At 67.4% G+C, this 15,034-nt stretch carries 8 protein-coding genes and 1 pseudogene; 5 read left to right on the top strand and 4 right to left on the bottom strand.

Annotated elements, in window-relative coordinates:
- A pseudogene (locus tag ACIP5M_RS21610) lies at positions 1-442 on the bottom strand (ATP-binding protein).
- A gap of 155 nt (positions 443-597) precedes the next feature.
- Between ACIP5M_RS21610 and ACIP5M_RS21605 the strand changes: the two are divergent.
- Together ACIP5M_RS21605 and ACIP5M_RS21600 are read left to right on the top strand one after the other, a co-directional pair.
- Positions 598-1,443, top strand: coding sequence for a helix-turn-helix domain-containing protein (locus tag ACIP5M_RS21605; RefSeq protein ID WP_401199341.1), 846 nt, complete (start codon positions 598-600; stop codon positions 1,441-1,443).
- A complete protein-coding gene (locus ACIP5M_RS21600; protein WP_401199340.1) occupies positions 1,440-1,625 on the top strand; it encodes a DUF397 domain-containing protein in 186 nt (61 codons plus the stop codon). The genes ACIP5M_RS21605 and ACIP5M_RS21600 overlap by 4 nt, the downstream gene beginning before the upstream one ends.
- A 60-nt stretch (positions 1,626-1,685) precedes the next feature.
- On the opposite strand, the gene pglX is transcribed toward ACIP5M_RS21600, so the two are convergent.
- Positions 1,686-5,417, bottom strand: coding sequence for a BREX-2 system adenine-specific DNA-methyltransferase PglX (pglX, locus tag ACIP5M_RS21595; protein ID WP_401199338.1), 3,732 nt, complete (start codon positions 5,415-5,417; stop codon positions 1,686-1,688).
- Positions 5,418-5,565: 148 nt separating this feature from the next.
- On the opposite strand from pglX, the gene ACIP5M_RS21590 reads away from it, so the two are divergent.
- From ACIP5M_RS21590 to ACIP5M_RS21580, 3 genes are read left to right on the top strand one after another with little or no spacing between them, the layout of a single operon-like run.
- Positions 5,566-6,096, top strand: a complete 531-nt coding sequence (locus ACIP5M_RS21590) for a hypothetical protein (protein WP_401199336.1) — start codon at positions 5,566-5,568, stop codon at positions 6,094-6,096.
- Entirely contained in the window at positions 6,093-7,463 is a 1,371-nt protein-coding gene (locus ACIP5M_RS21585) for a KGGVGR-motif variant AAA ATPase (protein WP_401199334.1), read from the top strand. Before ACIP5M_RS21590 ends, ACIP5M_RS21585 begins: the two co-directional genes overlap by 4 nt.
- Positions 7,460-8,914, top strand: a complete 1,455-nt coding sequence (locus ACIP5M_RS21580) for a hypothetical protein (protein ID WP_401199332.1) — start codon at positions 7,460-7,462, stop codon at positions 8,912-8,914. Before ACIP5M_RS21585 ends, ACIP5M_RS21580 begins: the two co-directional genes overlap by 4 nt.
- A gap of 69 nt (positions 8,915-8,983) precedes the next feature.
- Here the strand turns inward: ACIP5M_RS21580 and pglW are convergent, their stop codons facing one another.
- Positions 8,984-13,405: a BREX system serine/threonine kinase PglW gene (gene pglW / locus ACIP5M_RS21575; protein WP_401199330.1), complete on the bottom strand. Its 4,422-nt coding sequence runs from the start codon at positions 13,403-13,405 to the stop codon at positions 8,984-8,986.
- A 106-nt stretch (positions 13,406-13,511) separates the two neighbouring features.
- Positions 13,512-14,666, bottom strand: a complete 1,155-nt coding sequence (locus ACIP5M_RS21570; RefSeq protein WP_401199329.1) for a hypothetical protein — start codon at positions 14,664-14,666, stop codon at positions 13,512-13,514.
- Positions 14,667-15,034: the final 368 nt, after the last annotated feature.

Here is a 15,034-nt window from a genome sequence, read left to right as displayed (position 1 = left end):
TCATCGGCGGCGCACCGGGCACTCCGCCCAGACGGTCTTCCCCGGGCCGACCCGGTCCCGTACTCCCCACCGGGTGGCGAGCGCCTCGACGAGCACCAGCCCCCGGCCGCCGTCGGCATCGCCGGCGGCCGCGGCATCCGGCGCGGGCCGCCGGGGGTGGGTGTCGGACACCTCGACCCGCACCTGAACAGCCTCGGCATCGAGGAGCAGCCTCAACTCGAAGTCACGGCCGGGGACGCGGCCGTGCAGCACGGCATTGGCGCTGAGTTCGCCGACGACGAGCGTGAGCGCGTCAAAGGCCGCAGAGCCTCGCGGAATGCCCCAGTCGGCAGCCTGTTGCGAAGCGAGCAGCCGGGCGAGGCGCGCGCCCGCGCCGGGTGGCGGAAAAGCGCTGGGTGAACGTACGTACGGTGACGGGCACTTGGGTGGCGGAATGCGTCATGGAAGTCAGCGTTCCGGGCGCGGGTACTGGTCGGCAGGGCCGACACTGGTACAGATCGCCCTGTACTGGTTCACGCGCTGGACTGGGTATGTCACTGGCCGTGACTATGGGGTGTCGGGTGGGTGGGTGGCGTGTGTGCGGAGGGCGGCTGTGTCATGACCTTGGACAACGGCGGCGGCATCAACGGTGAACCGGAACTCTCGGACAGCCTCAAGACCTTCGGGGCGGTCTTGAAGGCCCTGCGAGACGAAGCGGGACTGACACAGGAAGAGTTCGCGCCCCGGGTGAGGTACTCGGCGCACTACATCGCCAAGATTGAGCAGGGGAAGCGCTTCCCGCCAGGCGACTTGGCGCAGCGGGCGGAGGAGCCGTTGGGGGTCGCAGCGGGGCGGGTACTGGGGGCGGCGGCGCGGAGTCTAACCCGGAAGGCGGGGTTGGCGTCGCGGTTCCACCAGTGGGCGGGTATCGAGGAAGAGGCGGTGTCACTGTACGCGTACGAGTGCCGAGTGATTCCTGGGCTGTTGCAGCCAGAGTCGTACATTCGTGCCGTCTTCGATCGACGCCTCCCGCCACTGGCGGAGGATCAGCTCGAACTTCAGGTTGTCGCGCGACTGGCGCGGCAGCAACTGCTGGTGGAACGGCCCAACACCGCATTTTGCTTCATGATCGAGCAGGCGTTGCTTGAGCGTCGTCTCGGCGGAACCGAAGTGACACGGGATCTGCTGGACTGCCTGCTGGAGCATGGAAGGCGACGCAATGTGGAGATCTTGGTCATGCCCCTTCGGCAGGAAGACCATTCGGGCTACGACGGCTCCATGTATCTCGCTGAGACCACCTCACACCAGTGGCTCGGATACGTCGAAGGGCACAGCAGTAGCACCGTCATCAGCGACACCAAAGCTGTCAGCTCGATGCTTCAGCGCTATGGCAAGATGCGCTCACAGGCTCTGAGCCGTCAGGCCACTGCGAGCCTGTTGGAGCAGATGCGAGGAGCGCTATGAGCACCACTGAACTTGCCTGGTTCAAGAGCAGCTACAGCGGCGGGGACGGCGACAACTGCGTGGAGGTTGCCGTTTGCTCTGAAGCCGTCCTCGTACGGGACTCCAAGGACGCCGAACTGCAACCGCTTGCGGTGTCCCACGAGTCTTGGTCGGCCTTCACCGCGCACGCACGCATCTCCTGAAGACGCTCCGCCGGGGTGAGGAGCACGCAGACGGCGCCTCCCCACCCACTCCCGCGGAAACTATTCGTCGAGCGACGCCTGGCGCACGGCCTTCCGCCCGCCGGCCTTCTTCACCGGACGCCAGGCAATCAACTCGGCTTCGCTCACCTGGTGCTTACGCAGCTGCCTGTCGTACTCCGCCGTCAGCTCCTCCGCCGGGGAGGCACCCCACTCCTCGTCCTCCTCGCTGTGCCACTGGACGACCCACGGCATCACCTCACGCAGGCCCGCCAGCAGCGGGACGAGGCGCTCGGTGTCCCAGGCGTCGCGGACGTCACGCGCCTTGAGCAGGTCGAACAGAGCCTCCGCCTGGTCCTTGTGATCCCACCCGGCCCAGCCGAGCATCAGCGTCGAGTCGGCGTCTGGACCGGCCTCGGGGTACGAGATGAACCGCTCCTTGGGCACGTCGAGCTTGCCGCGGTTCGCCCAGTAGGACGGCTTGAGGAAGTCAGAGGACTTGTACTTGGCCGGCGGCTCGATGTCGAGACGCTGCCCGGTCCGGTCCTCCTTGCGCTGCAACTCCCAGACGTCCTCCCACTCCTTGCGCGTACGCAGACCGGAGTCCTTGTAGCGCATGGCGGCGAGGTACGGCACGTGCTCATCCGCGACGACCTCTGACAGCACCTGTGTGAGCGGCAGGTCCGGCTTCTTGAGGTGATCGCGGGCATAGAGGGCAGCCACGGAGGTGAAGTCCTCATCCGCGCTGAGCCGGTCGGCCAGGTTGTTGACAGTCATGGGCCGCGGTCGCCTCAGCCCGTCGCGCACCTCATACCAGACGTCGGTGCTCTCCATCCGGTCCAGCAACCAGGTCCGGAGTGCGGCCTTTTCCTTCTTCTCCCATGGCTCGGCGGACCAACGCCGCTTATGCTCGGGCCGCTCGATCATGCCGATGCCCTTGGGGTAGCGGTTGATAACGTCGATCCGGGCCTGGACGATCTCGCGGTACCAGTCGGGCCAATGGGCCGGGATCTCGACGATAGACACGGATCCGTGACGCTTGAACCACTCCCGTACGGCCGAATCCGTCTCGACTCGCTTCGCAATCACGATCTCGAAGGCGCGCTCTCCGAGCTGAATTTCGGGAGTTGCGGCGAGCTTGACCTCTGGCACAGTGGTCCGCGCAACTTCCGCACTGCTCAACAGCCCGTAAAGGCCGTACGTCTGCCAGTCCAGCTCCTCTTGCATCGCGATCATTTGACGGCGGGCGCGGGAGTGCCGAGCACGGGCCTCATCAAGAGCTGGGCGTGTAGGCACTATCGATCCCAATACGGCAGATGGCTCTTCTGCTGCTACCTGCTGCCCGAGCCGATCAAGCTGCCTGCCGAGATCGCTCGGCAGCGCTCCAGGCAATGGAAACTCCTGGACCTTCGTCCCGGTGAACTCATAAAAGCGCTCCCACGCCGAGCTCGTGATCCCTCCGCCCTCGCCACGATTACCCTTATCATGGCTAACCTGCTTCAACCAAAAGCAGCCGGCTGATGAGTTGAGGATCCCCAGCAACGCAAGGTGCTCATCCTCTCCAGCAGTTGCCGGAAGCTTGATGACCGGAGCAGACTGCTTGAATACCCTTCCACCCCGGTCCAACGCAAAGTGGTTATGTGTCGCCACGAAAGCGAAGGTGATCGACAACTCCGACCGAAGCTTATTGGGGTAGAGTTCCTGCCATTCATGCCACTGCATTCCCCGCTCAAGCATCGGGATTCCGAAGCGTCGACGCTTTGAGATTGCCGCTCTGTACGACCCAAGCAGGCGAGCCGAATCGCCAATCGCGTCTAGCGCCAGCGTCTCAAAATCATCGCCGTAGACCCATACAGCTTCGAGCTCTGGCCTGGCCGAGTAGTCACGGATGACATCACCCGTGACCATGGGCCGCGTCGCCGTCACGTGGAGTCGCCGAGCCGCCCCATTGGCAGGCAGAAGAAAGAGGTCATCCTCTCCAGTAACCGCCGTGATCCCCGCCGAGTCAGAGACCTTCGCGAGCCGCTTCGACGCCGCATTCTCAATCTGAGCCAAGAGCGCACCAGCACCACCGCCGCTCAACGACCAAGGATGGGTTGCAAAACCTAGGGCTTGGGAATCCTCAACCGAGACCCAGTCGGACTCGCTTCCGGGGTCCGCTACCTGTGTCACAATCGCTCGCCAAACTGCGCCCTGCGCGGCGTCCTCAGGCTGGGACGGCTCTCCACTAACACCCAGAACGGCACGGACAGTCCGATCAGGGTTCGGAATCCTGTTCCGACCGATGAGAATCACCGTTGGCGTCCCATGCCCGGGAATGTGTGCGCCAGACGAGTCGATCACGTGCGAAAGCTCAACCCTTCCAGCGAAGAACTTCTCGATGAGCTTTTTTCCGAACTCTCGCTTCATGAAGGAGTTGGCGGTGATCTGACCGACGAACCCGCCACCGCCCCTCGCGCCGCCCGCGCCCTTCACGGCCAGCTCGAACAACCGCTGCGCGAAAGGAACCGACAGCGCATACTTGCCTGAGCATGCGTCGAAGGACAGCCGGTAATTCTCGTTCTCCTGCTTGTCCTTCACGGTGATGTACGGCGGGTTTCCCACCACCACGTGGTACGAGCCCCGCCCCAACAGGTCCGCACGCTGCGCGTAATCCCGGACATCCTCCGTCGAGTATGCGAACGCCCCCTCTTCTCGCCCGTCCGACATTTCTGCGAACAAGGTGTCCATGTCCGTCTGGATACCTGCCGCATCCCGCCCGTGCAGCAGCGAGTCCCCCACAGCCACGTTGATCGGGAACGGCGGTGCGTCAGCCAAGCGCCGCTCGCCAGCGGCCCGCATCGCCGCTACCAGCAGCCGGAACCGGGCGATGCTCACGGCGAACGGGTTCTTGTCGCAGCCGTGGACCGACTCCAGGGAGCGGCGGACCAGGGTCCACACCGGGGTGCCGGGCTCGGCAGCGCGCCACTTCGCCATCAGGCGGTGGAAGATGCCCAGCAGGAAGTGCCCCGAGCCGCATGCCGGGTCGATCGTGCGGAGGCCCCTGCGCTCCTCGCCGTCCGGGCCCGTCCACGCCGGGTCAAGACCAAACTCGTGGTCCGCGACTGCCGGCTCCAGCGTGAGGTCGAGGATGAACTCCTCTACGAACTCCGGAGTCTGGAGCAGCGCGTACGTCTTGCGCGCGTGCTCGCTGAGGTCCTGGTACAGGTCGCCCAGGAAACGGGTGTCCCACTCGGGGTCGGTGAAGTCGTAGCGGATCTCGCCGTCCGCGCCCCACCGACGCCAGAAGGACAGCAGCTCCGTAGCCGCCTCGTACCCGGGGGTGATGTCCCACAGCGGGTTGTGCGCAGGGTCGAACAGACCGGCCGTCGTCTTGTTCGTCTTCGCCAGGTGCTCGAAGGCCGCGAACAGCCAGTCTCGGTTGTTCTTCTCTGGGTGCTCGCGGAAGTACGCCTCGTGCCGAGCCTCCGCCAGCGCCAGCCGCTCCCCCGGGCCGGCAATGAACGGATCGTCGATCAGGCCGTTGTCCTCACAGAAGCGCACGAACACACACGCCAGCACCCACGCCGCCGCAGACTGAGTGACCCGCTCATCGCGCCAGGACTCGTACCGTGCCGCGGTACGCCGAGACTCCAGCGCCTGCTGGTACTCGGCCTTCAGCCGCCCACGGATCTCGGACTCGGACTCGGTGCGCTCCCGCAGGTCGTCTTCCAGGCCCACGACCAGCCGCTTCAGATCCTTGACGAGATCCTTCAGGCGCTCCGCCCGATCCCCACTGGCCGCGATATCCGTCACTGTCCGCTTCCTTCTCGCCCCACTGCGTCACCCAGTCGCATGGCCTGCGCTGGGGATACCAATCCTGCCAGCCTACGGCCCGCCTCCAGGGCCCACGCTCACCGCGAAACTCCCCCACCCCGTTGATCACGTAGATAAGGTGATCAACGTGACGGCTGCCACCTCTACGCCCCCGCGCCCTCCCGCGTTCCTCGCGGCCAGCAGGCACCACTTCGACACGGCGAAACTCGCCAGCGATAGGCAGCTCCGCATATCCGCCGATCACTTGGCAGGGATCGCGGCAGAGTGCGCGATCAAGGCCATCCTCGTGGACTACCTGGGATCCGTGATCAAGCAGTCCGGCAAGGCGTACCACCCGGACCTGAAGGCCGACGCGAAGAAGCGGATGGAGAGCGAAGGCCTGGAAAAGATGCCCGAGAAGGACTACTGGCATGGCCACCTGCCTGATGTGTGGGGCCACTTCACCTCCGTGATCCAACGACGCCACGCCCGCAGTGCCGGTCCGGACTTCAGCACCTTGCTCGGGCAGAACCCGTTCGACGGCTGGGACGTTGCGCACCGGTACTGCGATGATGCCGAGATCACCGAGGCACTCCTCGCCCAGCACCTCCAGGCGGCCCGCATCCTCATCGCCGCCCACGAACAAGCCCGCAAACTAGGAACCGGCAGAATCGCATGAGCACACCAGCCAACCGCTTCGACACCGCGTGGCAGGCAGCGCTCACGCACGCCGCCCAGTTGGCGGCCGAGCACAACAGGGACGTCGTCCTCACCCGTGACCTGCTCGGCCGGGCCTCGCTCCTGATCGACGACCGCGAGGCGCCCCTGCCGGCCGACGCTCCCGGGCTCGCGGAGGCGGCGACAGCCTTCAGTGAGGCCACCCACCCCTTCACCGGTCTCGACCCGCTCCAGACTGCCAGTGAGCTGTTCGCACCGGAGCTGTTCTTCGATGTTCCCGAGCTCGTCGAAGTGACCGCCCCGCACGAGGGCTCAGGGCGCGTCTCGACCCTGGAGCGGACGGTCGTCGGCGGCGACTGGGCCACGGTCACGGGTACCGAGTCCGAGCCGCCCCAGACCCGCCAGACTCGCCGCATCGCCCTCTACGGTTTCAAGGGCGGCGTCGGACGCTCCACCGCCACCACCGTGCTCGCCCGCAGCCTGGCCGAGCGGGGCCTCTGCGTACTCGTCGTGGACCTCGACCTGGAATCCCCCGGTGTGTCGAACCTGCTCGCCGAGCCTGGCGCCACTCCCGCGTACGGCGTCGTGGATCACCTGGTGGAGTCTGCCGTCGGCAATGCGGAGGACCTGGAGCTCGTGGCACGAGCCTCCCTCGACTCCCCCAAGCTCGGCAACGGCGACATCTGGCTCGCTCCGGCCGCCGGCACCACGCGGCCCGGGTACGACTACCTCGCCAAGCTCAACCGGATCTATACCGACCTGCCGGCAGCCGTCCTGGGCGGAGCACCCACGCCGTTCGCCGCCCGCCTTGAGCAGGCGATCGCCGCCTGCGAGGCGCAGGTGGAGGAGAAGGCGCGGCGCCCCGATGTCGTCCTGCTCGACAGCCGGGCCGGAATCCACGACATCGCAGCAGTCACCTTGACCAGGCTCTGCGACCAGGCACTGCTCTTCGCGGTGGACAACCCGTCCACCTGGGAGGGCTACCGGATGCTCTTCGAGCAGTGGCGGCGCCAGCCCGCACAGGCCCGGCTGCTGCGCGACCGTATCCGGATCGTGGCGGCTATGTTCCACTCCGCCGGTGACATAGATCGCCTGAGCATCCTGCGCCGCAACGCCTACGACATCTTCATGAAGACGCTCTACAACCTGCCTGGCGACGAGGACGAGGAGCCCTTCCTCCCCACTAAGGGCGACGTCGACGACAAGCCGTACGCCCCGATCCCTATCCTGTTCGGCAATGACCTGGTCGGCCTCGACCCGCTGCGCAGCAGGAAGTGGCCTGAGCTGCCGTTCGTGCGTGCCGCGTACCGCGAGTTCGTCGACACAGTGGAGACCCTGGTGCAGGACATGTACAAGGAACAGTCATGAACGACCCGGCCGTCCAGGCAACCCGGAACCTGCTGAAGGAGGCTCTGGCGCCCGCGCCCGACGCGGACACGAGCACGCCGGACCTGCGCACCATGTTCACGCCGTCCTCGCACCGTCTCGCGCTGGACCCTGATGTGACCGTGGTCCGTGGTGCACGCGGCACCGGCAAGACGTACTGGGCGAAAGCCCTCACTGATCCCGACCTTCGCAGGGTCGCCGCCAAGTCGTACATGATGCCGCGCCTGGAACGCACCGATGTGATCACCGCGTTCGGAGGCACCGATCCGGTACTCGGCGGCAAGCGGACCATCGCCGACCTTGTCAAGGCCGGTGTCGAACCCCGCGACTTGTGGTCCGCCGTTGTCCTCATGGCGCTCGGCCAGCCCGAAGTCCAAGGACTGGAGACGTGGACCGATCGCATCGAATGGACGCGACACAACGGTGAGAAGTACGAAGCTGCGCTCCGCCGAGCGGACCGCGAGGCACGGGACCAGAAGCAGACCCTGATCCTTCTGTTCGACACGCTCGATCACCTGCACCACGACCGCCGACAACTCGATCTCTTGCTGGCAGGACTGTTCGAGGTCGCCCTGGAGCTGCGGCTGACGACGGGCGCCCTGCGCGCGAAGATCTTCGTACGGCCCGACATGTACGACAGCGCGCCGCGGGACTTTGCGGACGCTTCGAAGCTGGGCGCCAATGCGACCGACCTGAGCTGGAGCCGGGAAAACCTGTACGGGCTGCTTTTCCACCGACTCGGCAACCACACCAGCAAGCAGGCGGAGGAATTCCGTCGCGACACCGGCACCTGGAGCCTCGAGGGGCCCGGCCGGTATGTCGCGCCCGTTGACGTAATCGCTGACCAGAAGCGCCAGGAACAGGAGTTCATCAAGCTGGCCGGCCAGTTCATGGGGACCGACCGCCGCAAGGGCCACACCTACACCTGGGTCCCGAACCACCTCCAGGACGGCCTGGGACGCGTCAGCCCGCGGACCTGGCTCCTCACCCTGTTTCGGTCCGCGGAGCTCACTGCCGAGAAGTGGGCCAGTCACCCGACCCCGCTGCACTACGACGCCATACGCGAGAGCCTCAGCAACTCGGCATCCCTCAGGGTAGATGAGCTGAAGGACGACATCGGTTGGGCAGCGGCCGCTGTCGAAGCTCTCTCCGGAACACAAGTGCCGATGGAGCGCTCCGCCGTTCGGTTTGCCTGGGACAGCAAAGGGCTGCGGACGGCCATCAGCCAGTTGGTGGCCGACGGTGAACGAGGCAGCGGTCCCCGAGGGCGCGATGGGGAAGGGGCACTCGTCCATGCGGAGGTCATCCGTGAACTCCTGGACCTTGGTGTCATGACCGAGCGGACCAACGGGGCGATCGATCTGCCGGACATCTACCGACTCGCCTTCAACATCGGCCGCAAGGGCGGCGTGGCCCGCAAGCCCGTCATCTGACCGGCTTGATGTGCAGAACGACGGAGGTTCTCTCATCGGCCGTAGGCCGAGGAGAGAACCTCTCTCGTCTCACACCCTGCCCAGCGCCTCCAGCAAAGCCCCGTCCAGGTAAGCCAGTTCTCCGTCCCCGGGGATCACCTCCACCGTGCGTCCGTCCAGCAGCGGCTGCGCCGCACGGGCCTCCATCGGGCAGAGCAGCCACAGGCCGTGCGGGTTCTCTGCCGGCCGGCGGGCCGCGCCCTGAAGGGCGACGAGGAAGGCTCGGCCGCCCTCATCCCAGTAGCGCGCGATCAGACCAGCGTCGTGCAGGAAGAGGACCGTACGCGGGGCCGCGCAGCGGTCGCGCAGTTCCTCGGCGACGCGCTGCCAGACGACGCGGACGAAGCTGGCCAGGCCAGGCTTGATGCGGCCCGGTTCCGAGGCTCCGTCGGCGCGCAGTACGGCCTGCCAGTCGAAGCCCTTCTCCGCGACCAGCTGCTGGAACTCGGCCAGGAAGACCTCGCCCAGGTCCACCGCCAGGACGGGGAAGGCCGCGGCCACCGCCTCGGCCGTGCCGGGCAGCCGGACGCCCTTGACGGTCAGCGCGAGGAAGCCGCCTCGCCGGACCCGCTCCTCGAGCCGTTCACGGACCGCGCCGTGCGGGTCCGCCCGGTCGGCGCGGCTGGCACGCGGCGGCGGCAGGAGGCTGGTGAGACCGCCCGAGCCGGTTGACGTGTGCGCGGTCCGGGCTGTGGGCAGCCGGAACGTGTCGGTGTCCAGGTCGTAGCGCAGCTCGAACCGGGCGGCGCGTAGGGCGTCCTCCAGCTCGACGTGTGTGGGCTCACGTCCCCCGGCGAGGGCCTGGAGCTCGGGGAATCGGGCCCGGATCCGGGCCACCAGTTCCGCCGGGCTGATTCCGCGCTCGGCCCGTACCCCTGCGCCGGCCTGGGAGATGCGCAGGGCGCGCTCCAGTCCCAGCTCACGCGGGTACAGCTCGAGGCGCTGGGTGATGGCGACCGCCGGAGCCATGGCGGCGGCAAGGGTGACGAGGCGGGTGTCGGCGAGCGGCACGAACCCTTCCGGGGGCGGCACGGCCCGGAGTTCCCTGACCACTTCGGCGTGGCCGGGCAACGGCTCCTGTACCGCGAGCTTCTCAGCTGCGTCGCCCAGCGCGGAGGCGTAGTCGGCCAGTTCACGCGGGCTGGGGTCGTCGGTGCCGGGCAGGGATTCGGCAGCGATGAGGACGGTGTCGCCGCGGCGGTGGACGGCGAGCCGCGGCTCATGTCCCTCGGCCTCGTCACCGGTCTCCGCCTCCACAGCGGCACGTACGACGGCCAGGGCGCGGGCCAGGGTCCGAGGCGGGGTGTCGTCGGCGGCTCCGTGGCGCGCTCGCAGCTCGGCCGCCGCTTCGGTGGCGGTCATCACCCGCCCGCCCGGCGCCGCGACGATCTCTGCGAGTTCGGTGCGCACGGCCTTGAGCCATTCCGCCTCGGCCCACTGCTTGATCTCGATGCGGTGGTGTCGGGAGACAGGCGGCTGCTTGATCCCCAGGTGCTCGGCGACGCGTGCCTGCACGGGCCAGGAACCCAAGGGGGACAGCCCACCCTCCTCGGGAGGAAGGCCGAGAGTGAGCCGGATGACGGGCTCTCGGTTCGATCCCTTACGCCCGGGACCGGGGGCCAGCAGGGCAGCCATGTCATCTATCGACAGGAGGCGCAGTCCCTCCGTACCTGAGTCATCTGCGCCGCCCTGAGCTGCCACAGCTCCGGCGACCGACGCAGCCTGGCGGCCTGCCGGTGTTCCGGCGCTCGGCTTGGTGCGCAAGGCAGTGGCCCACTGCTTGCGCCGCCGGTTCAGCTCCTTGCGGACCAAGGCTCCGGCGCCCCGGGCTTTGGAGATCGCATACGGCTGGACGCTGAGCAGCTGCCCGACCGTCGTGGCGCCGAGACCGTTCGCCACGGAGACCGCCCGGGGGGAGAGCCCGGCGGCTTCCAGCAAGGTCTCTTCGTCCGCCGCCTCGGCTGCGCCGTCGCGCGCCTCCTCGGTGTCCTCTGCCGCGCTGCCGACCGTCGACGGAGTGGTGGTGGGGCGGGTGGCGTCGGCGGCCCGGAAGATGTCCTGCCAGGTGTCCTTCATCTGGCGCAGCGTGTCGAAGCGCCGCTCGATCTCCCGGTGCAGCGCTCGCTCGAAGAAGGACCGCAGGCCATCCCGGAGAGCCGGCTCGAAGAGGTCGTCGGCGATGTGGAGTTCAGCGGAGTCGTTGGTGACCGGATCGACCTGGCCGTCTCCCCATAGAGGCCGTTCTCCGCCGGCCATCTCGTGCAAGGTGACGGCAGCCGCGTAGTACTCGGCGTGGTCGTCGTAGTGGGGTCGGCGCACCGAACCGAGGAACGGGTCGAGGTAACCGCGGGTGCCCGCCTTTACATCCCTGTCGGAGGCATCGGTCAGGGAGAAGTCGAACAGCTTCAGCTGCCAGGTGCGGTCTTTACGGCGATGGATGCCGAGGTTGTCGGGCTTGATGTCCCGATGGCGCACCCCGTGGGCGGCGAGCTGGTCGAGTGCCTGGAAGAGGTCCTCGCCGAAGCGTTCAAGTTCGTGATAGGTGAGCCGCCCCTGGCCGCGCAGGCGTGCTCCGAGGGACTGCTCTCCTGCGTACTCCAGCTCCAGGACCGTCCGGCCGCCGATCTCCCGCAGCTCCTGTCCGCGCAGCTGGACCACGGCGCCACCACCGACGAGTTTCAGCGCACGGGCCTCGGCGCGCAGCCGTTCTGCCTTCTCCTCGTCGAGGGCGACCTTGAAGACGTGCTCGTCGATCCGGACGTCGCCGTCCTCGTCCTCGACCGCGCGCTCCACGAGCAGGGCGCGGGCGGTGGCACCAGTACCGAGAACCCGTCGGACCAGCCATTCCTCGTCGAGGGCCTGACCCGGCATGGCCTCCAGCGGATCCGCGGCAGCCGTGTCCGCGGAGTCGGGCAGGACACCTACCCGTTCCGCTTCGTCCAGCAGGTCGAGAAATGCCTCTGCCGAGCTCAGCCGGTCGTTCACATCGGAGCGCGTGGCCTGGAAGATCAGATTGTCCAGAGCCTCGGACACTCCGTCCGCGACGGCGAACAGACGCAGCCCGGAGTCGACGCGGAGGCGCTCGACGAGAACGCTGCGCTGCGGCGCGGGTGCCTGCCCGGACAAGACGAGGTGGGCGACTGCACCCAGGCCGAAGATGTCGAGATCGGCCGGGTCGGCGTAGGGCTGGTCCGTCTCGGGCGCGAGGTAGACGAGTGCCTCGTCCTCGATCAGGGCCGCGTCGAGAGCCGAGCCGCCGATCGAGCGGAAGAAGGTCGCGTTGCTGTCGAAGTCGCGGGCGGCGGTCTGCCAGTCCGTGATCCGCAGCTCAGGGGCAGCGCCGTCGCCCCGGAAGGAAACGTAGACGGAACGCGCGGCAAGGGCACGGTGGTACAGGGACCTGTTGTGGGCGTAGCGGACGGCCTCGGCGAGCTGACGCACCAGGTCGAGGCGAGTCTCGGGGGTGAGCTTGCCACCGTAAGTATCCAGGTACTGGTCCAGGCGCAAGTCCGTCTTGCGGTGCCGGAAGAGGATCGCCGGGCCCGCCTCATGCTCACGGAACTCGACGGCATCGACGATGCCGCGGTGGGTGATGCCCTGGAGGACCTGGTACTCGCGCCGGGCGGCGCGCTCGGTGGACTTCCGGGCGGCCTCGGTCGCACCCTGGCTGACCAGGTAGATACGGACTCTGCCCTCCTCCTGCACGAGGCCGTCGTCGCGGACGGCAAGACGGTCCTCCCACGTGGTTCCGGCGTCCAGGGGGTGTGGGCGCAGCTTCCAGGCGTCGCCGAAGCGCAGATGCCCGGTGGACTGCCGGATACCGATGGCCCGCAGCAGCCGCGGCAGGGTGTTCTTCGAGAACTCGGGGGTGATCCGGCGGTCGGGGCGGTCCGGGGGAAGACCGAGGAAGTCCTGCCAGACACGGCTCAGCCCGCTGGCGCCGTCATCGCGCCCGTAGACCCGGATGCGCTGGATGGCGTCCAGGTGGCTGACCAGCTCAGGGGACGACAGGAAGACCGCGGGCTCGATCCGCGGCACCTCCCGCTCGTCGATCTTGAGTTTGCGGGCGGCCCAACGCAGCTGGCTGCGGAGTTCTTTCGACTTGACGTCGTTGAAGTGCAGCGGGTTGTTGAGCGTCCGGGTACGGTCGGTACCCCGGAAGCTCCAGGTGGAGCCAGTGTTGTGCAACTCCCCCGGGTGGCTCTTGATCTCGATCAGGAACAGGCCGGCCGGCACGGCGACGAGGAGGTCGCACTCGTTGATGCGGCCGGACTGCGCGGTGAAGGAGAACGTGGCCCAGGCCCGGTAAGGCTCGGCGGCGGGCAGCAGGCGCCGGACGTGATCCAGCGCGTCCTGCTCCCACGGGTAGGGCGAGGGTCTCTCCTGGAACCACTGCTGTGCGGGTTTCGGCGGGGCAGGCTTCGGTGCGGGCTTTCCCCCTGCTGTTGTCACGCTCAAGCCTCCATCACACCCCGTACCCGTCCCTACGGGCAAAAACCACCTGGTAGACCCTACCGCTCATGGCAGACCGGTGCGGTTGGCGAAGGAGGGCAGCCGGTCAGCCCTCACCGCCGTCCATCAACCGCTCCACGGCCGCGCACACCTGTCGCAGGGCTTCGGGCTGCGCAGACAATGCAGACAGCGGCACAGACGGCCAGCCTGTGAAGCCTTTCTCCCGCTGGACTGCGAGTTTCTGCCCGAGTCCGCCGACATCCGGGAGGGCATCGGCGAATGCGGATGCCGCATCGCGGCCCAAGTGGTGGGTGATCGATTGGAAACTAAAGGCAAGATCGTCCTTCCCCGGGCTGTCTCGCAGGGACAGCGTCCAGACCGGCACCTGCTTCCCTGTGGCTGGGAAGTACACCGAGATGCTGGGATACGCAGCCTTGTTGGCCACCGGTCGTCCCAGAGCGTCCGCGTGCTCAAGCAGGGTGAGGCCCGCTTGCCGATCCTCGGAACTGCGGCTCCCCAGGGCTGCGTCCACGTCCGCCCGCGTCCACTTCTGGCCGGCCCCAGCGGACCGGGACCGCGTCTTTGCGGCCGTGGCCACCTCACCGTGAACCCTCGGGACGAGCACACGGTGATCACCTCTCCCCCGGTACTGAGTCAGCTCAACCGCGTACACGTCCACTTGACGCATCTGCCGGTTCAGGAACTCGACGACAGCCCTCAGTTCCATCGGTACCCGGTCGGCTACGAACAGCAGGCGCATCCGGCCCGCCCCCAGCCGCTCCTCCACCGTCGCCCAGAACTCGTCGGGCGACTGGCCGTCCAGCAGCTCCCCGTACACATCCGAGATGGCGGCGCCGTCATCGGCGCACGTCTCTTCGAAAGTCCGCTGAAGTAGTGCGGCAGGCCAGTAGCGCGCGCCATTGGCCGCGTAGTCGAGCATCTGCCCCACGACCTCCCGGCGTATGCGGGTATCGCTGGCACGCTTCACCTCTACCAAGGTCGGTACGCCATCGGCGTCCACAAACAGGTGGTCGAGCCAGAAGGCAGACGCGCTCTCGCCCTCGGTGGGCACCTTCATCTCTCGGGCCACCAGAAAGAGCCGGAGCGGTCGGCCGTCCGCCAGCGTCCCGAAATCCAGGATCCGCGGGTGCCGTGCCAGCAGGTCCTGGAACTCGACCTCGGTGTCGAACGCCGCGGGCTCCAGCGCATTCAGCTCCTCGCCCAGCAGAAACACAGGCTGCCCGGTCATGTCGATCCCCATCCCCTTGCGGTGATCGCGTGCCGGTCACCGCCACCCACAGATCTACCAAACCGCTCTGACAATCACGCCCATGGGGCACGCAAGGTCGCGAGGTGTCCAAACGCTAGCCCGCCCAGGGCCATCGCCTCCGACGATCGAGAAGATCAGTCGTCGTCACGTGCGGACAACGCCTCATCGAGAGCCCTCTCAGGCACCCAGCGCCGGAAGCACGAGCGACCCACATCCACATGATCCACTCGCCAATCCCCTCTTGGGTGCAACCGAGCGGCCCGGCGGCCACCAACGGATGCCTGCGAGCCTAGGCACCGCAGGCGGCCACGCCTGCGCCTGTCCGAAGTTTCGTCGCTGCCTGCAACCCTTTGACGTCT

The organism is Streptomyces sp. NPDC088762 (genome assembly GCF_044750905.1).
In the GTDB taxonomy this organism is placed as follows: domain Bacteria; phylum Actinomycetota; class Actinomycetes; order Streptomycetales; family Streptomycetaceae; genus Streptomyces.
The sequence above is the reverse complement of the archived record's forward strand: the minus strand, read 5'-3'. Positions and strand labels throughout refer to the sequence as shown.

Bases quoted from the DNA above. Each gene is read 5' to 3' on its own strand.
- ACIP5M_RS21600 (WP_401199340.1), top strand. From the start codon at position 1,440: ATGAGCACCACTGAACTTGCCTGGTTCAAGAGCAGCTACAGCGGCGGG.
- ACIP5M_RS21570 (WP_401199329.1), bottom strand. From the start codon at position 14,666: ATGGGGATCGACATGACCGGGCAGCCTGTGTTTCTGCTGGGCGAGGAG.
- ACIP5M_RS21585 (WP_401199334.1), top strand. From the start codon at position 6,093: ATGAGCACACCAGCCAACCGCTTCGACACCGCGTGGCAGGCAGCGCTC.
- ACIP5M_RS21605 (WP_401199341.1), top strand. From the start codon at position 598: ATGACCTTGGACAACGGCGGCGGCATCAACGGTGAACCGGAACTCTCG.
- ACIP5M_RS21580 (WP_401199332.1), top strand. From the start codon at position 7,460: ATGAACGACCCGGCCGTCCAGGCAACCCGGAACCTGCTGAAGGAGGCT.